The organism is Mesorhizobium sp. B2-4-2, assembly GCF_006442845.1.
In the GTDB taxonomy this organism is placed as follows: Bacteria; Pseudomonadota; Alphaproteobacteria; order Rhizobiales; family Rhizobiaceae; genus Mesorhizobium.
Map to the genome: position 1 here is coordinate 57,511 of NZ_VFVM01000010.1, position 17,165 is coordinate 74,675.

Consider the following 17,165-nt stretch of genomic DNA (forward strand, 5'->3'; position numbering starts at 1 on the left):
CGCTCAGAACCTCATATGCAGCGCGAAATGGGCGGGATTGAGCAGGCTGGTGACATATTCGACCGGCCGCTCATCGGCCGCGCGCGTCAGGCGACGGCCACGCAGGAAGGGTGTGCCTTGCGCGCAGCCGAGGATAGCGGCGTCATGGGCGTTCAACATCTCGATGTCGACCCACTCCTCGCCATGGTCGGGTACAAGCCCCGCTTCGCGCAGCGTCTGGTGCAGCGAGCCTTCGCGCAGGCCGCGCAGCGGCACGTCCTCCAGCTCGGGCGACAGCGGCAGGCGGCTGCGTTCGATGGAGATGGCATGGCCGTCGCTGGCATTGGTGCGAACCCGGTCGACGGCGATGAAGAGGGGGCTTTCGATGCCTAACAGCACGGCAAGCTCGGGGTCCTCGATCACCTCCAGTCGCAGCGTCCGGGTATCGGCGTTGGCGCCGGCATTGGCCAGCGCGCGCGACCAGCCGATCGCATCATCGACCGGCTTGCCGTCAAAGGTGACGAAGGAGCCGATACCGACCTTTGTGGTGATCAATCCGCGGCTGGAAAGTTCCTCCAAGCCTTTGCGCACCGTGTTGCGGCTGACGGAGAAACGCTGCACGAGTTCGTTTTCGCTTTGCAGACGGTCGCCGAAACCCAGCACGCCGGAGCGGATCTCGTGTTCCAGAACGGTGGCGATCTGCTCGGGCTTGCCCGTGCCGGGAGACAGTTTGATCGCGCTCCGCTTCATATTCGTACCTGTATAGTGAACCTGTCTAGTCCTGTTTAATCTCTCCTCGTATAGCGGACTTGTCAATGGGACGGGTCATGTGCCCCGATGCACTGCTTTCGACGATCCGCCGGCCGCAGGCGGCAACGAAGAAGGAATTTCCCCAGTGCTGGACGCGTCGCACCGTGTCGCGATCCTGCTGCGGTGACCCTACCGGCAGAAGAACGAAAGCCCGCTCCGGGAACCGGGGCGGGCCTTGGAGGAGGACAAGGGGTGGGACCTCTCCTCTTGCTTTCCACGGGGGGTGTGGACCGAAATCACCTTACGGGAGTTTCGCCAGAGGCCCGATCACAAGCCTGTTTGCCCGCATCACGATCCGGTGCGCACCGGCATCGACATTGGTCACGGGATCGCGATTAGCGACCAATGCATGTCGCCCAAACGATGCATGTCGCCCAAAAGCGGGCTCTCGCCTTGTGAGAACGACGTGCACGACGCGCTTTAGATGCGTCCGAGCACGACCAGAATAATGACGATCAGCAACACAAGCCCCAGCCCGCCGCCACCATAATAACCGGTTCCGTAGAACGGACCGCCGCCGAGGCCGCTGAAGCCGCCGAGCAGGGCGAGGATAAGGATGATGATAAGGATGGTTCCAAGACTCATGGCTTCCACTCCCGCAGGCACTTGCGCGCCGGTTCGGCACTTCTGGGTTGAGAATGTTGCTCACAGACAACGCTTTGAACGCGTTCGCGTTCCACCTAATGCAGGACGTCGAGAAGGCGACGGCGCAATTCGTGCAGCAGTCTTGCCGCAACGGCGGGCTTTCCGACCGGCCACCGCGCAGGATACGATACAACTGAAGGTACGTGATCACGACGTGGACGGCGAGATTGTAGAAGGAAAAAGCCGACAGCAAAAACAGGCAGTTGAGCGTCAAGATCGGATCCACTTCGACTTATCTCGATCTTGCATCGTCAGATCTGTGAGAGCGGATTTGCAATTCATGCTTGCATTTCTGGAACAAATAAGGAACAGTAGGGAACCTAGCTGCCAAGGCGGATTAAAGTTTTGGGGGGACCAGCGATATGACGAGGTGGAAGGATGCGCGGCTCCTCGCCGCCGCGATCGCGATGACAAGCCTTGCGCCCGACCGGTGGCCCTCAGCCGGGCTTGGCGCCGCTCTCGCCCGGAACACGCCTGCGCTCGCAGCCGAGAAGGATTATGCAACCTGCTTCGGCGAGACATCGAGCCGGACAAGCGCATTGTTGCCTGCTCCGCGATTGCGGAGGACGCCGCAGAGCCGGCGCGCAGCCGCGCCACAGCCTATTTCCAACGGGGCGTCGCTCTCGGCGACCAGAAGCAATACGACCGATCGATCGCCGACTACAGCGAGGCGATCGCGCTCGATCCGAACGACGCTTCCGCGTATCTCAACCGCGGCGCCGACTGGTTCAGCAATGGAGACGACGACCGTGCGATCGCGGACTTCAACATCGCCATCAGCCTGGAGCCGTCTTCCAGCGATGCCTACAGCAACCGTGGCCTCGCCTTCCTGCACAAGGGCAAGATCGACGCGGCCATCATCGATTTCCAACAGGCAATCGAGGCGGACCCTCAGAATGGCAAGGCGCATGCGGGCCTGGGCATCGCCTGGGACAGGATGGGCGACCCGAAACAGGCCCTGGCCGAGTATGACGAGGCGGTCCGTATCGATCCCAACAACATATTGGCCAATGTCAAACGCGGTATCGCCCGCGCCGCCGAGAGTGAGTTCGATCCCACTGTCACCGATGACGATGCTGAACAGGCGCCCGGCGAGGACTTATCCGCCGCCAAGGATACGACCAGCAATCGCGCAGCCGCAAAGACCTTGATCGAGCGTGCGGGGATGCGGCTGTCGAAATATGGCCTCGAAGGCGCGCTTCTCGATTTCGACAAGGCGATCAGCCTCGATCCCGACAATGCGGACGCCTATCTCGGGCGCAGCCGCGCAAGGACACTCAAGGGAGACAGCGCCGGAGCGGCGGCGGATTGCCTGCGCGCCATCGAGCTTGATCCGACGCGGGCAGGAAGCTGCGGCGCTCAGCTCGCCGCCGACCAAAGCAAGCCGGCACCGTTGCCGGACACCCAACAGCAAAAGCAGCGAGCCGTCGTTCCGGATATCACTGCTACCCAAGACACGCTGGCCGCAAGGGTTCTGGAGGCGACCGATCCGCGCGCCCTCGAAGCGATCCTTGGCGGCGATGCCTTCCTGGACATGGGCAAGTACGATCAGGCGATCGGCGCCTACAACAAAGCGATTGCGCTCGATCCGAACAACCGGTTCGCCTATTACGGCCGCGGCAAGGCCCAGGCCGCCAAACGCGTTTACGAGCAAGCGATCGCCGATTACGACACGGTCATCCAGCTCGCCCCCAATTTTGCTGCGGCTCATTCTCGCCGGGGCCTCGCCAAGATCACGTCAGGCGATGCCGAAGGCGCTCTTGCCGATTGCAGCCGGGCTTCAACACTCGATCCAAAAGCGCGCGACGCCTACTTCTGCATGGGCATGGCCTGGCACGCCAAGGGCGACGCGGGGCGCGCGATTGCCGCCTATTCGGTAGCCATCGAGATCGATCCGAAAGACGACGCCAGCCATTACGGGCGCGGCATGGCGCGTGCTGACAGGAAGGACTATGACGAGGCAATCGCCGACTTCGGCCAGGCGATCAAGCTCGATCCCGACAATCGCGATTACGCGGTCGCCCGCAAGGCGGCTGTGGCTGCGAAGGGACAGGGCGATATGGCGGCCGCCACGCTCGGCGCCGTCAGCTCGGCGGCGGCCACCGCCAGTTCAGCCGCCGGTTCGGCCGCACCGAGCGATACTGATTCGGCCGCCAAGGCGCTTTTCGCCAAGGGTCGGAGGCTGCATGAGAAAAATGACTATGACGGCGCCATAGCCCTGTATGGCAAGGCGATCGCACTGGTCCCGGCATTTCATGACGCCTATCTGGCCCGGGCCATGGCTTGGGAGGCCAAGAACGATTATGCTCATGCTGTTGCCGATTACACGCAGGCGATCGCGATCAATCCGAATATAGCCGAGACCTACTACAGTCGCGGCCAGAACCTCAGTTTCCAGGAAAACTACGACGGGGCGTTTGCCGACTTCGAAAAGGCCATCAATCTCAACCCCGCGGACGCAAGGGTCTATGCCGATCGAGGCCTCCTATGGATGGGAGGGCACGAGGACGTCGCCGCGCTGCACGATTTCGAAAAGGCCATCAGCCTCGATCACAAGAACCCCTTTGGCTATTTCGGTCGAGGCGTGATCCGAACCAGCAGAGCGGACTATGAAGGGGCCATCGCGGATTTCAGCCAGGCGATAAGGCTTAAGCCGGATTTCGCAACCGCCTACGAGGCGCGGAGCCGGGCGTGGGAAGCCAAGGGCAACCGCAAGCGTGCTCAGGCCGATCGCAAGAAGGCACTGAGCCTTGGGGTAGATTAGACGGGCTTTTCGGGAGGGCGCGGATTTTGCGTTGGAGTGGTTTGGGCGTAATGGCAGTCGCCGCTCTGTGCTTTATTGCGGTAAAGGTTTTGCCTTGGGCGCAGCTCTGACGAGGCTGACGAAAGGCAATCAGCTTGAGCAGCGCTGGCGCCCGATGCGGTTTGATCCCTACCCCAAATAGAAGTTACTGAAATAGTTGCCAAAATCCGGTTGCCGGGCAACGGGCTCGCCGTCCCCGTTCCGGAGGATGCCGGCGGCGAAGAGATAGGAACCGATCGCTTCCATCTTGGCCGGGTCCATGCTGCCTATGGCGCCGTTTCGCCGGCGCAGATAGTGCTCGTCGATCAGCGTCTTCAGCGAGGCGTGGATCAATGCCGGATTGGTCAGGGCGTCCTTGTTGGCGGCGATCAGCAGTGTGGCCGCTTCTTCGGGATGATCGACGGTGAACTGGTAGCCGCGCCGCGTTGCCCGTATGAAGCCCGACGCCAATTCCGGATTTGCACGCAGATACGCATCGCTAGAGGAGATCAGCGTGGTGTGCTCGTCGGGCACGCCGTAGTCGGCATAGACGAAGCTTCGCTGTTTAACGCCTTTCAGTTCTGCCTCGACGCCTTCCCAGGTCGAGACCTCCAACGTGAAGTCGACCGAACCGTTGGCCAGCGCCTCATAGGCGGACGTGCCGAGCGTCACCGTTTCGAAAGCCCCCTTGCCGCCGTCGTGACGGATGATGGTCGAGATCAGCGCGTTTTCCCAGGCACTGCCGAAACCGCCATAGGTCAGGCCGTCAAGATCCCTGGGGGTTTTGATCTCGTCACGCGCTGCATTGAACACCAGCCGTCCGGTTTCGGACTGCACCACGGCATAGACCGCCTTGAGATCGGCGCCGGCGGCTTTCTGGGTGAAGAGGCCGATGGAGCCGTTGATGCCGAAATCGGCAACGCGGTTGGCAACCAGCGTGCCTGCACCGGTATCGCTGTAGGGCAGGATGTCGACCTCGAGGCCGGCCTCGCTGTAAAACCCTTTGTCGCGAGCGACGAACAGGCCGATATGGTTGGTGTTGACCGTCCAGTCCAGCGCCACCGTTACTTTCCGGGCGGCCGCCTGGGCAAGAGATCGGCCTGGCCGGGCTATAAGGGGAAGGCCGGCAGCGGCAGTGAGCAGCAAGGCTTGCCGGCGCGTCAGGTCAGTCATGGTCCGTGTCCTTCTGGTGGCTCGGGTTGAGGAGGATGTCGAGGATCTCGGCTTCGAGGGTGCCGGCCTGCCGTGCAGCGCCGCCGGCCAGTTCGCGTGGACGCGGCAGCGGCACGGTGATCTCAGCGACGACGCGCGCCGGCCGCGCCGAAAGCACATAGATGCGGTCGGACAGGAACACAGCTTCGCGCACGTCGTGGGTGATCAGCAGCGCCGTCCAGCAGTGGCGCCGCCACATCTGTTCCAACCAGCGTTGCATGGCGGCGCGGGTCAGCGCATCGAGTGCGCCGAACGGCTCGTCGAGCAGCAGCATATCGCGTTCCTGCACCACGGTGCGCAGCAAGGCCGCGCGCTGGCGCATGCCGCCGGAAAGCTGCGCCGGAAAATGCCGTTCGAAACCGGCAAGCCCGAATTCCTCGAACAGCGGAGCAACGCGAGCGCGGGCAGCCTTGCGCCTGACACCTTGCACCTCAAGCCCGAGCGTGGCGTTGTCAAGAATGCGCCGCCAAGGCATCAACGCGTCGCGCTGCGGCATGAAAGCGAAATGCCGGCCGTGGTCATCGAGCGGCTTGCCGTCGAAGAATATCTCGCCCTCGCCGTGAAGCGCGCCGGTCAGAAACTGGAACAGCGTCGACTTGCCGGCGCCGGAGGGGCCCAGAATGGAGACGAATTCGCCGGCGCCGACGCTGAGCGAAATGTCGGCAAGCACGTCGAGTCCTTCGAAGGCCTTGCGCACATGTCGCAGTTCGAGCCGGTTCATCGCCACGGCCCCTTTCCTGCGGCCCGCCCGCCGGCGGTCCGTTCCCATGGCATGGCAAGGCGCTGGACCAGCATCGTCAGCCCGAACAGGACGAGCGTCAGCGAGGCGCTGACGGCGACGGCGGCCAGCACCAGGTCCGGGCGGAAGTTGTTCTTGGCGTTGAGCATGTAGATGCCGAGGCCCTTCGCCGCGCCCGCATATTCGGCGAAGATGGCGCCCACGACAGCATAGGTGATCGAGATCCTGACACCGGCGAAGAAGTAGGGCAGCGCCGAGGGCAGCCGCGCCAGGACGAAGACACGCCAGCGCCCTGCCCCCATGGCGCGCAGCATTTGGCCGATCTCAGCCTCCGTCGCCTCATATCCTTCGGCCAAAGCCACCAACATCGGAAAGAAGGTGACCAGCGCCACCAGCATGATCTTGGGCATCAGCCCAAAGCCGAACCACAGCACCACCAGCGGTGCAATCGCCACCAGCGGCAAGGTCTGGCTGACCACGAAGACCGGAAAAAGGGCGCGCCGCAATGGCTGGGAGAAGTCGATCAATATCGACAGCGCAAAGGCACCGCCGAGCGAACAGGCAAAGCCTGCGAGCGTGGCACGGAGGGTTGGCACGGCGTTATCGGCCAGCGCGTGCCGGTTGAGCATTGCCTGAGCGAAGACGCGCGATGGCGCCGGGAGGATTGTCGGCTTGATGCCACCAAAGCGCGCATAGAGTTCCCACGCGGCTAGCAGCAGCCCCACCGAAAGCATCGCCGGAGCGGTTCTGGCGATGAGGTCCACGATCGGACGCGAAGGGGCGGACGGGGAGGACACGCAGGTACCCGGAGCGGATGGCGCGGGGCGCGCCGTCAGACGGCGGTGGGGCTGTTGGCCGAGACGGTGACGTCGAGCGTTACGTGACCGGCACCCGGCCCGAAGCGGCAAAAGGCCTCGTTGAGTGCGGTAAAAATGGCGCCTGCGTCGCCGCGCAACTTTGTGCAGAAATGCTTGGAGCGCTCATATACGCCCGACTGCTTCAGGAAGTCGATGCAGCCATAGATCTCGTCCATGTGGTCGTCGGTGCCCATGACGTAAAGCGAGAACTGCGCCGCCGCCGGCTGGCCGGTGACGGCCACGCCGCGCACGGCGGCGATAGCCGCTTCCTTGCGCGGGCCGAGCGGCCCGGCAGGTCCGCCAAACGCGTCGGAGCGGCAGATCGGATCGTCCGGCTCGCCCGGGCAGCCGCGCGAGATGGCGGCCGAAAGCACGCAATGCTTGCCGCTGCGCGCTGCCGCCACGAACAGGTCGCGCATGGCAGGAAACAGCACCTCGGGCGGCCCGACAAGCAAGGTCGAGATATCGTCGGTCTCGATCCGCAGTCGATCACGATAGGGGTCCAGTGCCCCGAGCGCGCCAAGGATGACGCCGACAAAATCGCCGGACATGGGATATAGGGAAATCTGTGCGCCTGAAAACATCGCCCGCCTCGCTCCGCTGGTATTACCCAGATCAGCTTCTAGGGTCTGTGGGCTTGCCGCCCCCGTCTCAGCCCCGACCGTACGGAGCACCCCTGTGGATGGACGCGTTAAAGCACCAATCGGGCGGCTATGAAAGCTGTTTTTTCAGGACCATCGCCGGAAATGCATTGCGCCAGGCCTGATTTATGGGCGGTTCCGTCGGGCCCGGTCTTGAGGGAAATTTGTCCGGAACCTTAGCCACGACGAGTGGTTGTCCCTATAGTCGCAAACGCGACGAACTTCGTGGAAACGAGCGAAGACTTCACAGAAATGGAGACAAACCATGCTCATGAAAATCCTCGCAGCTTCGGCTCTTACCATTGGTCTCGCGACTTCGGCGATGGCGCAAAGTGCTGGCGGAAACGGCGCCAATAATGGGCCCGGCAGCGGCCAGTCGGTCACGGTCGACCCGAACACGCCGGCATCGCCGAACACGGTGGATCCTGGCACGACCGGGAGCACGACCGTCATGCCCGACGGCATGAATTCGAACGCGGACCGGAACTGTCCGGCCAGCCCACAAGGTGCTCAGCCGGATGCCAGCCACACCGCTCCGGGCACGGCTTCGCCGACTGTCAACGACAAGCATTGCGGCAAGTAGCCACTCGCCGAAACTGCTGGAGAATGCCACGGGGCGCCTGTTCCGTGGCGTTTCCGTCTCTTTATGTTCACCCTCGCCGAACAGGCAGGCGCCTGAGACGTAAACCGCCATCGGCCTTCGTCTCGGTTCGGGCGCCGTCTACGAAACAGCCTTTTCGCGAACCGGCAGCTTCCAGCCCGGCCTGACGAAATGACAGGTGTAGCCGTTCGGGTATTTCTGCAGATAGTCCTGATGCTCGGGTTCGGCTTCCCAGAACGCGCCGGCCGGAGCCACCTCGGTGACCACCGTGCCGGGCCACAGGCCCGAGGCGTCGACGTCGGCGATAGTGTCTTCGGCGACGCGCTTCTGCTCATCGGTGGTGTAGTAGATCGCCGAACGGTAGCTCATCCCCACATCGTTGCCCTGGCGGTTGCGTGTCGTCGGATCATGAATCTGGAAGAAGAACTCCAGCAGCGTACGGTAGCTCACACTGGCGGGATCGAAATTGATCTCGATGGCTTCGGCATGGGTGCCATGGTTTCGGTAGGTGGCATCAGGCACGTCGCCGCCGCTGTAGCCGACGCGCGTGGACAGGACGCCCGGGATGCGTCGGATCAGATCCTGCATGCCCCAGAAACAGCCGCCGGCAAGCACCGCGCGTTCGCTTGAAGTCGCCATATCAATCTCCCCAAAGCAACTCCGGGAAAGGTTGTAGCCGTTTCCGTCCGGAATTGCGCACGATAAAACTGGAGGCCCGGCGCTATGACAGCCGCTCCAGGATTTCCCATAGATGGGCATTGTCGTCGGCTTCGTCCAGTCGATGGGCGCGTCCTGCTGCCGATCACCACGGACGCGCGGCGTCACTCCCCAGGCTTGAACCTGCGCACCACGACCTCGAATACGATATCCGAGATCCACATCGCGCAGACGCCGATGAGGAATGCGGCCGCCAGCGTCGTGGTGTCGTCATTGGCCATCGGCAGGCCCATGGCGCGGGAATACTGGACCACGGGCAGCGTCAGATAGGCGGCGGCTAGCGCGCCGCAGATCGGCGAGGCCACCATCTCGCGCGGTTTGTAGCGGTGGCGCGACAGCGCGCGCAATATGCCGCCGGAAAGGCCGGCGACCACCACCGGCACCTTGATACCGAGCACATCGAAAATATCATGCATCATTTCATTGTCTCGCGATCAGGAAACAGAACGACCGATCCGGCACCGAAGATGAGCAGTCCCAGAGCAGCAGGGCCCGAATCGAGCGGCAATACGATCGTCATGGTTTCCACCCGCACAGTTTCTCGCCCTTGCGGTTGTGCGCCAGCAGCGTCCGGACTTCCGCATCCGACAGCGCTGCGACGGCGGATACGGACAAGCGCAACGGGCTCGAAACCGCGCAAAATCCGCCGGTGACGGTGGTGCAGCCGGCTACCGCGACAAGTGCTGCGGCCGCTGCGACAATCAATCCCTTGCCCATGACCTGAGCTCCTTTCGGGCAGTGGCGGCGGGTAGCGCGCCGATATCGTTGTCCACTTGGTCGGCGACGTCGCGCGCCGCCGCCTCGGCCGCGGCCTGCCGGCTGCGTTCGGCGCGCTCGCCGGCAAGCCGCTGGCGAACACCCCAGCCAAACGCAGCGACGATGGCTGCGCCGATGCCGAGAACGGTCGAATTGCTGAGCAGGAAGGAGAGGAGCGCGCTCATTGGTTTGGCGCGTCCTTGACGAGATAGCCGACGGCAAAGACGGCTAGCGGCAGCAGCGTGGCCCATGTCTCGGCATCGTACCAGGATGGCCAGACATTGCGCACGAAGACGCCCGAAATCGAAACGGCGGCGGCGGCGATGGTCGCGGCCGTCAGCTTGTTGGTCGGGCGGATGGTCGGCTGGGTTGTGGTGGCCATGATCAGAACATTCCTTGCAAGGTGGCGGCGATGTGGTGCCAGGCGGCGTAGGCGACGAGCAGGCACGCGACAATGATGCCGCCCGCCTTGGCGGCGGCTGGAATGTTGGCGCCGGCAGGCATCGCCGCGACCGATTCGACGGCATCTACGGCAGCAGCGCCGCCCGGCGCCGCCGCAGCAGCGGCCGGTGCAGGATCTGGCCGCGTGGCCGATGCCTCGCCTGCCCCGACAGCCGTCAGCAGCAGCGCCTGTGCGCGGACGGATCCGACCCGGCTCGACCAGCCTTTGCCGAAAGTCGGCCAGGTCGGAAGCCGCTTCAGGAAAGCCAGGCGGGCATCGCAGAGATTGTCGATGACGACGGCGGCCGGTCGGGAAGCGACGGCCGCGAGCGTCTCGGGCCCGATGCGGCCGTCCTGGGCGGTGCCGACGACTGCTTGAAGATATTTCGCCGCCCTGCTTGGCCCACTGTTCACGGCATAGTCGAACACCGCGTAGTCCACGCCGTCGGGCAACTCGGCGCCAGCCACCGCATCCCAGTAGAAGCGGCGGTACACCGTGGCGAGCTGGGCATCGCTGATCTTCCTGAGATCCGCCTTGACGGCGTCCGCCTTCACGTAGCGGCGGAAATTGGCGAGCGTGACGCCCTTCATGGTGGCGCCGCCCGGATCGGCCGGATTGTCCGACCAGCCGCCTTCGGATTTGAGGACGAGCGCAAGCGCCCACGTAAAATTGCGGTCCATGATATCCCTTTCGATTTCTGGTGGATGGGTGAGTGGGTGATCGCCGGCAGCACAGGGGTGCGGATAGTCGCCGTTGCGCGCGGCTGGGTGCCTACTTGCAGTGCATCAAAACCGAAGGTCGCCTTGCGCGCCGGCCGACGCATGGTTAGAAAAAATACAATTTTAGGACGAACAGGTCTGGGATGAGAGACTTTGTTGGCGCCGCGCGACGCCTGGCCTTCAACAGCCTGTCGGCCGCCATCGATCGCCGCTGGAACGTCGACCCGCTGGGCTCGGCGCCGCGTGCCTCGAAAAAGGAATATCTGAGGCTGTTCGAAGCCACCCGGCGCGTCTCATTCGCTGAGATCGACAGGCTCGAGGCCGAAACCGGCTTTGCCGTCGATCGCGACTGGCTCGACGAACTGGCCCTCCACACCCAGATCACCATCAAGACCAGCGCGCTCGCCTACCCGCACGGGCGGGTGCTCTACAGTCTTCTTCGCCGCCAGCTGGCCGACAGCCCAAGGCCATTCACCACCGTCGTCGAGACCGGCACCGCGCGTGGTTTCTCCGCGATCTGCATGGCCAAGGCACTCGCCGATGCCGGCGCCTGCGGGCATGTCGTCACGCTCGACGTCCTGCCGCACCATCATCGCTTCTACTGGAATTGCATCGACGACCATGACGGCAGGAAGTCGCGCGCCGAACTGCTTCGGCCGTGGCAGCCGCTGGCCGACCGGATCATTTTCCTGCAAGGCGATTCACTCCTTCAATTGCCCAGGGTCGGCGTGAACCGGATCCACTTCGCCTTCATCGACGCGCAGCACACCAGGAAGAACGTGCTGGCCGAGCATCGCTGCGTTTCGGGCGTTCAGCGCGAGGGCGACATGGTCGTATTCGACGACGTCACGCCGGGGTCCTTCGATGGCGTGGTCGAAGCGGTCGCCGAGATCGAGCGGCAGGGCCGGTACGAGGTGCGCCGTCTGAACGCGTCCAAGCAAAGAACCTATGCCTGGGGCGTCAGGCGGTGACGAGACGAGAGCCCGGATAAACCATCGGAGGCGAGACCTTGCTCAGAAATATCGCCCGCAGGCTTTATCTCGGCATGCGCCGGAACATCGATATCAGCCCCACGGCGGCCGATCACTACCTGAAGGTGCCGTACTTCCCGATGGCGACGAAGCATTGCTGATCCTGCGCAAGAAACCGACCTAGCGCGCCACCCAGCGATTGAGCCTGACCGCGCGGCCGGCAGCGGCTGCTGCCGGCAAGGCATTGGTCAGTGTCACCGTGTTAGCCGAAGGTGCGCCGTTCACAGTTGTGTGGTGCCATTGGAGCTCTGCTCCGGTAATCACAGTGTCAAGTTCGATTCCAATACGGTCGCCAGCCGTGATTCCCGCGACGCTTGCTAAGCCAATCGTGGTGGCACCGGAAATGGCGGCGGTGGAGACGGTGGTCTTCAGTAGGAATGTATTTCGATATCCACCAAATTGTGCCCGCTCGATGGTCGCTCCAACGGGAAGATAGCTTTCCATAAGGAAGCTATAGCAAAGCCGGCTGATGTCGGTCTCTTGATCACGCAATCGCAGTATGGGCGCGGCGAAGCCTTGTTCAAAATCGATACCTTCAATGATCGTTGCGCCAATCCATCCGGACGCCCCAACGAAGAATGAGGCAACAGATGGGTGTATCCACAGCCAGTTGGTCGAAAATTCATAAACCGATGCACCGGTTCGAGCGATTGACTGGCCGTTGCTACCTTTTGCATAGTACGGGGCATTGCCTGACAACACGGTGCCAGAGGCGTCGAAACAGATGACCGTAATGGCGCGCGAACCGTTAAGGAAGTTGAGGAACGCGTGCTGTGTGGTGTTGGCTTTTTTGTAGATGTGGCCGACAGCCTGGCCCGAGCTTGACACCACAAGTTGGCCGTCGCCGTTGGCCCGCGACGTGCGCGCCGTGACACCGTTGGTCAGGAAGGGCGATGGAGCTGTATAACCGCCGGTCGCGCTGTCGTACAAAACGACGCCGGGTACTGTGATGCGGCCCTCGGCCTGCACCGGAAAGAACCGCTCGCCCTGAAAGCGCCTCACCAAGTTGGCCCCTCCAGTCGGCCTATTCGACATATCTCGCAGTGAGACAAACAGGCGCTTCAGATCAGGCGAAAGGATGTTCGCGTCATCGATGCCTGACGCGCTCAAAAGATCAATGTTGAAGGAGGCGAAGCCAGTCGCGGATGGCACGTTGACGAGAGCAAGTGTGTTGGTGAAGGCGCTGTAAGTTTCGATGCGCGCATTCTTGAAAAACACGGTGGTCAGGTTGCTGGTGCTGCCTAGCGCGGCGTAGATGAAAGCTGCATGGCTAACGCCGGCCGAGCCACCATCAATGCCGATTTGGGGGCTGTCGATCAACACCTCTTCAACGGCAGCGGTCCCGGCGAGAGTCAGCTTGAAGGTCCCGCGACCCGCCGCCTTCTGGTTGGTGCCGATGTACCAGGTTCCACCGCGGAACTGGTTGTTTACGAAATAGCTCGCGCCAGCCAGATCGCAATGCACATGGGAGCCGTTGTTGTAGAGAGTGATGATGTTGAATTCGTTGCTTACCCAATTTGTATTTGCCGTCAGGCCGTCGAAATAGAGCCCTTCGTCGTAACCACGGGCAGCAAGCCAGAGCTTGCTCTCGGCCATGCCGCCGAAGTGAATGCCTCGCGTGTTGGCGACAACAGATTTGTCTGGTGTATTCTGGACTTCTAACCAGATCTTTGCGCCGCGCAAAACATTCGTTCCGGTCCCACCGATGCGGACCGCCGAAAGGCCGTCGAAAGCACCGCGTATCAGCGCCCCCTTGCCATTGATCTCGCTGATGTCGCGCCAGTCGATAGAAGAGCCAACCGCGTAGTATGTTGCTACGGCAGGCAGGACGAGCACGGCCTTGGTAATCCGGCAATAGGAGCCGAGCGCGTTTAACGCAAGCGCGTTGTCGGCAAGCCCTTCACGGGCGCCAAACATCGTGGCGGTGGCGACGCTTTCATTCAACACCCAAAACCCGCCATTGACCGCATCGGTCGTCCCGTCCGGCATGAAGCGGTCGGCGGAGCGGAAATAGGCCAGCGCCGGGTAGCCGCCGGCGGTGATCGCCGCGCGCGACATGCGGGCATAGTTGGCGCCGCCCACCAGGGTTGCCGGGGTCGTGAAGACCGGGGCGTAGAATTGGGTCCTGATGCTCTTGACGCCGGCAGCGATCGTCGAGCCCGATGCTGTCGCCACGGATGCGTAGATCGGCACGTTGACGCCCGAAACCTGCGCGGCGTCGGCGGCATATTGCTGGGCCAGGTCGCGCGCGAGTTCCGCGATGTGGATGACTGCCGCCAGCGCTCCGCCGATATCCCCGAGCGGATCATCCGACAGATAGTAGGAGATCACGATGTCGCTCGTGCCGATCACAGGATTGAGGGTCTGGAAAGCGTAGACCAGGCCACCCGAAGCAACCCCCTCCTGCACGTGAACGGTCGTTCCCTTCTGCATCGTGCGCGCGGTGCGGGCGTCCGCGGCGCGGTACCAGTAGCCCTCGCTCGCCGTATAGATGCCGTTCAGCCGGGCGTCCGACTGGTTCTTGACCAGCACCCGGTCGCCGACGGCGGTCAAAACCCCGTCGATCGTCTTCAGGCCGAGGATCCAGGCAACGCCGTCGACGATGACCGTCTCCAGGTTTGCCGTCGTCGCCAGGCGCACGGGTTCGCGCTCGCCCGTCAGCAGGCGAACGGCGGCAGTTGCGGGTCGGGCCATGAGGCTTGCTCCATAAAAAAAGCCTCGCGAAAGCAAGGCTTGGAATTCGGGTTGGTTGGCGGCGTGGCGACGGGTTCGGATGGGATAAGCGCTGGCCCGTGCGGCCACGGCGCCACGGTCATTCAGGTTCTTCCTTGAGAAGTTTGGTCACGATCGCTCGGCTAGGCGAGAGACAATTCAGCGGTCGGTTTTTTGTCCTTGGGCACGCACTTCCTGAACAAGCAGCAATGCCGGCTTGCTCCCGGACTGGCTGCCGTGTTAACACCCGCGCACTGCGGTGGCTTGCGCTATGGGAGCGTCAATGTCGCAGCGCTTCCACAAGGTGTGATTTCCGATGAAAAAATCCGCGATTGTCGTCGCTGCAAACGACAACCGCACGGCAGAAGAAAGGCCGTTCGCTTCACGGTACAAATCCGTTGGAGCGGTGACGGCGCCGGCGGATTCACAGGCAGGAGGCGAAGAGCCGACCGAGGCCCGCGCCCTGACGGCTTTGCAGATGTTCTGTCGCGTAGCGGGCGTCTAGATCGCCTTTGAGGCTTCATCCAGACGGCAAGGACAGGCTCTAAAGTCCCGACCCGCTGTATCTGGTGGCCTCCTTCCACAAGGCGAGCGCAAGGGCGGGTGTCCGCCCCTTCACCGCATATTCGCGGTCCCGGTAGCTTCCCGCCGCGATCCACACCGTTTTCGAGCGTTGATAGATCGTAATGCCCCGCTCGTTCGCCCGCGCGAACAGTTCTGTGTCATTTCGATACATCGGTTCCAACCCCTGTGGCCCCCTCAAGGGGTAAGGTGCAACGAACATGCCAAAGTTTACGCCTAGCTAATATTACACATCGCAGAGCTGCCAGCTGCGCCATCGAAGTGCACTGGCAGCCCTAATGCCAAGGTGTTCCGTGGGTGTTTCCGCTGTATTGCACCTGAACTGCCGCCAGGTAACAGAATAGACCAATCCGGAAACATTTGCTTAAAATTGTATTCTTCGGCCATCGGGCGCCGACTGGCCAGAAATTCACCCCACCAGGAATTTGGATGACGGAACTAGCTCTCCTTCAGTTCCGGAAATTCGTCGGGCATTTTGCTCCGCCTCCATGGTGAGGTCTTTGTATCGCGCCGAGCATGCCAACCCACTGGCAAATCTGCCAATTGTGCAACCGTATTATCAAGCTCTACCACTTCGGCCAAACCCACCAAATTAGGTCGCCTTGATCAACTTCAGCTTCATCTCCGTAGAATTGCCACGACTCATCATCGGCATCATGTGAGGCGTAGGCAACCCAGCCGCCACCACCAAATATTTTTCGGGTCGATATGACGGCCAAATTTTCTGGACCTTCGAACTTCCATTTATCCATATCTTAGGCTCTTCTGCTTGCCGAGACATCATTCTTGAAGCAGCGGCAGAATCTTTTCGTCGAGGAATTTAAGCCGTCCACTCAACATCTCGGCGTTGGCGGGATTCGCCGGGACATTAACGGGAATGAGCTTCGCCACGGACTTCCCTTGCCGCGCAGCTTCAACCCACTCATCCATTGCACCGATATATCCGTCCAGCGCCTCGTACGGGGTCTCCAAATCGTCACCGGGCATGTACGCTGGGGGTACATCACCGACGAGCACCCATATCCATCGTGGCACATCTGGTTTCCCGGGTGAAATCTCGAAGAGAAAAATGTATATTATCCCTTCGGCACCATATCCGAAATACTCGCCTTCGATTCTCCTTACCCAGTCGTATGATTTGATATATTCACGAGCTTCCAGAAGGGCGCTGTCAAGGTCATCATCTGCACCTGGGTCGTCTGCTGGTAGAGGAAGACGGCTTACTTTACCGAGATCCGGGGTAATTTTGCTCACAGTTTCTCTCCACTACTTATCTTAGTCCGCAGCCATCGTCTCCTAGCCCAGCGCTGAAAATCGCCGGCTTCCATGTGGAGCCTTATGTGCTCTTCCCTGGTACGAGGCTTAATATTTGATACGTGATCTAGCCCACCATTGGCGACGATAAGATCTTTTCGTCGAGCCCGGCTGACATTAAACCGAAGGCAGATGTGTGACGCTGCTCAAAATTGGATTTGGCATTGATCGTCATGATTAACTCGACACTTATCCGAGGCGCTTTAACGTTCGTCGGCAACGACGCGGGCGACCCCACTACTTATTGCCGACGTCGAACCGTTGGATGGATGCGGAAGGAAGTCCCAGTTCATCAAGCACATCGAAGGCGCGCTCCGATATCACGAGGTTCAGTTTCTGATTGACGCCGAAGTCGTCGTGACCTGCTCTACCGTCCACCTTGAGCCAAACAAACGGAGGGAGCTCGACATCGGGCTGCAGCTCCAGAAAATTTTCGGATTTGGTCACTTCGGCAGGAGCGAATGTAGCGCCGGAGATGCCAATATCGAGCAATCCGCGCTTGGCTTCTTCCGTCACCAGGAAACAAGGAAAAGTGGTGACAAGCGCGTCGCCGAACCATCCCTCAACCTGATAGTGGAGCTTGCTCACGGCAGGCGGATGGACGCTGGTGTCCATAACAGTGTTCT

21 protein-coding genes and 1 riboswitch are annotated in these 17,165 nt (G+C 61.7%); of the genes, 5 read left to right on the forward strand and 16 right to left on the reverse strand.

Annotation, left to right across the window (positions count from 1 at the left end):
• Nucleotides 1-3 precede the first annotated feature (3 nt).
• Nucleotides 4-729, reverse strand: a complete 726-nt coding sequence (locus FJ942_RS21490; protein WP_140561063.1) for a GntR family transcriptional regulator — start codon at nt 727-729, stop codon at nt 4-6.
• 480 nt (nt 730-1,209) lie between these two features.
• A complete protein-coding gene (locus tag FJ942_RS21495) occupies nt 1,210-1,374 on the reverse strand; it encodes a DUF3309 family protein (RefSeq protein WP_023757858.1) in 165 nt (54 codons plus the stop codon).
• A gap of 214 nt (nt 1,375-1,588) precedes the next feature.
• Between FJ942_RS21495 and FJ942_RS21505 the strand changes: the two genes are divergently transcribed.
• Complete coding sequence (locus FJ942_RS21505) at nt 1,589-4,198, forward strand: tetratricopeptide repeat protein (protein ID WP_246679878.1); 2,610 nt, start codon at nt 1,589-1,591, stop codon at nt 4,196-4,198.
• Nucleotides 4,199-4,366: 168 nt separating this feature from the next.
• Here FJ942_RS21505 and FJ942_RS21510 read toward each other — a convergent pair whose 3' ends face one another.
• From FJ942_RS21510 to FJ942_RS21525, 4 genes are all read right to left on the reverse strand, one after another.
• Nucleotides 4,367-5,389 (reverse strand): ABC transporter substrate-binding protein, encoded by a 1,023-nt coding sequence (locus tag FJ942_RS21510; RefSeq protein ID WP_140898858.1) that lies wholly within the window; start codon nt 5,387-5,389, stop codon nt 4,367-4,369.
• Nucleotides 5,382-6,149 (reverse strand): ABC transporter ATP-binding protein, encoded by a 768-nt coding sequence (locus FJ942_RS21515; protein WP_140515907.1) that lies wholly within the window; start codon nt 6,147-6,149, stop codon nt 5,382-5,384. The genes FJ942_RS21510 and FJ942_RS21515 overlap by 8 nt, the downstream gene beginning before the upstream one ends.
• Nucleotides 6,146-6,901: an ABC transporter permease gene (locus tag FJ942_RS21520; protein WP_140898965.1), complete on the reverse strand. Its 756-nt coding sequence runs from the start codon at nt 6,899-6,901 to the stop codon at nt 6,146-6,148. Before FJ942_RS21520 ends, FJ942_RS21515 begins: the two co-directional genes overlap by 4 nt.
• A 98-nt stretch (nt 6,902-6,999) precedes the next feature.
• Nucleotides 7,000-7,608, reverse strand: coding sequence for a YkoF family thiamine/hydroxymethylpyrimidine-binding protein (locus tag FJ942_RS21525; protein ID WP_140499924.1), 609 nt, complete (start codon nt 7,606-7,608; stop codon nt 7,000-7,002).
• Nucleotides 7,599-7,712: riboswitch (TPP riboswitch) on the reverse strand. Its footprint overlaps the gene before it by 10 nt.
• A gap of 218 nt (nt 7,713-7,930) precedes the next feature.
• On the opposite strand from FJ942_RS21525, the gene FJ942_RS21530 reads away from it, so the two are divergent.
• Nucleotides 7,931-8,248 (forward strand): hypothetical protein, encoded by a 318-nt coding sequence (locus tag FJ942_RS21530; protein ID WP_140515911.1) that lies wholly within the window; start codon nt 7,931-7,933, stop codon nt 8,246-8,248.
• 138 nt (nt 8,249-8,386) lie between these two features.
• Here FJ942_RS21530 and msrA read toward each other — a convergent pair whose 3' ends face one another.
• The 6 genes from msrA to FJ942_RS21560 all read right to left on the reverse strand — a co-directional run bounded on the left by msrA (nt 8,387) and on the right by FJ942_RS21560 (nt 10,861).
• Nucleotides 8,387-8,905 carry a peptide-methionine (S)-S-oxide reductase MsrA gene (msrA, locus tag FJ942_RS21535; RefSeq protein WP_140898860.1) on the reverse strand — a complete coding sequence of 173 codons (519 nt, stop codon included), beginning with the start codon at nt 8,903-8,905 and terminating at the stop codon, nt 8,387-8,389.
• 182 nt (nt 8,906-9,087) lie between these two features.
• Nucleotides 9,088-9,399: a hypothetical protein gene (locus FJ942_RS21540; protein ID WP_140898967.1), complete on the reverse strand. Its 312-nt coding sequence runs from the start codon at nt 9,397-9,399 to the stop codon at nt 9,088-9,090.
• Nucleotides 9,400-9,499: 100 nt separating this feature from the next.
• Entirely contained in the window at nt 9,500-9,700 is a 201-nt protein-coding gene (locus FJ942_RS21545; protein ID WP_140685705.1) for a hypothetical protein, read from the reverse strand.
• Nucleotides 9,685-9,924 carry an ABC transporter permease gene (locus FJ942_RS21550; protein ID WP_140499931.1) on the reverse strand — a complete coding sequence of 80 codons (240 nt, stop codon included), beginning with the start codon at nt 9,922-9,924 and terminating at the stop codon, nt 9,685-9,687. Before FJ942_RS21550 ends, FJ942_RS21545 begins: the two co-directional genes overlap by 16 nt.
• Nucleotides 9,921-10,121 (reverse strand): hypothetical protein, encoded by a 201-nt coding sequence (locus FJ942_RS21555; RefSeq protein ID WP_140499933.1) that lies wholly within the window; start codon nt 10,119-10,121, stop codon nt 9,921-9,923. Before FJ942_RS21555 ends, FJ942_RS21550 begins: the two co-directional genes overlap by 4 nt.
• A 2-nt stretch (nt 10,122-10,123) precedes the next feature.
• Nucleotides 10,124-10,861, reverse strand: coding sequence for a glycosyl hydrolase 108 family protein (locus FJ942_RS21560; RefSeq protein WP_140898862.1), 738 nt, complete (start codon nt 10,859-10,861; stop codon nt 10,124-10,126).
• A 182-nt stretch (nt 10,862-11,043) separates the two neighbouring features.
• Here FJ942_RS21560 and FJ942_RS21565 point away from each other — a divergent pair, with 182 nt between their 5' ends.
• Entirely contained in the window at nt 11,044-11,871 is an 828-nt protein-coding gene (locus tag FJ942_RS21565) for a class I SAM-dependent methyltransferase (protein WP_140898864.1), read from the forward strand.
• 38 nt (nt 11,872-11,909) lie between these two features.
• Entirely contained in the window at nt 11,910-12,032 is a 123-nt protein-coding gene (locus tag FJ942_RS29075) for a hypothetical protein (protein ID WP_263486362.1), read from the forward strand.
• Between the two features lie 19 nt (nt 12,033-12,051).
• On the opposite strand, the gene FJ942_RS21570 is transcribed toward FJ942_RS29075, so the two are convergent.
• A complete protein-coding gene (locus tag FJ942_RS21570; RefSeq protein WP_140898867.1) occupies nt 12,052-14,625 on the reverse strand; it encodes a hypothetical protein in 2,574 nt (857 codons plus the stop codon).
• Between the two features lie 334 nt (nt 14,626-14,959).
• Between FJ942_RS21570 and FJ942_RS21575 the strand changes: the two genes are divergently transcribed.
• Entirely contained in the window at nt 14,960-15,148 is a 189-nt protein-coding gene (locus FJ942_RS21575; protein ID WP_140521537.1) for a hypothetical protein, read from the forward strand.
• Between the two features lie 643 nt (nt 15,149-15,791).
• On the opposite strand, the gene FJ942_RS21585 is transcribed toward FJ942_RS21575, so the two are convergent.
• The 3 genes from FJ942_RS21585 to FJ942_RS21595 all read right to left on the reverse strand — a co-directional run bounded on the left by FJ942_RS21585 (nt 15,792) and on the right by FJ942_RS21595 (nt 17,154).
• On the reverse strand, nt 15,792-15,977 hold the full coding sequence (locus FJ942_RS21585) for a hypothetical protein (protein WP_140663772.1): 186 nt from the start codon (nt 15,975-15,977) through the stop codon (nt 15,792-15,794).
• Between the two features lie 28 nt (nt 15,978-16,005).
• Nucleotides 16,006-16,479: a hypothetical protein gene (locus tag FJ942_RS21590; protein ID WP_140499943.1), complete on the reverse strand. Its 474-nt coding sequence runs from the start codon at nt 16,477-16,479 to the stop codon at nt 16,006-16,008.
• 297 nt (nt 16,480-16,776) lie between these two features.
• A complete protein-coding gene (locus FJ942_RS21595; protein ID WP_224519111.1) occupies nt 16,777-17,154 on the reverse strand; it encodes a hypothetical protein in 378 nt (125 codons plus the stop codon).
• Between the last annotated feature and the right edge of the window lie 11 nt (nt 17,155-17,165).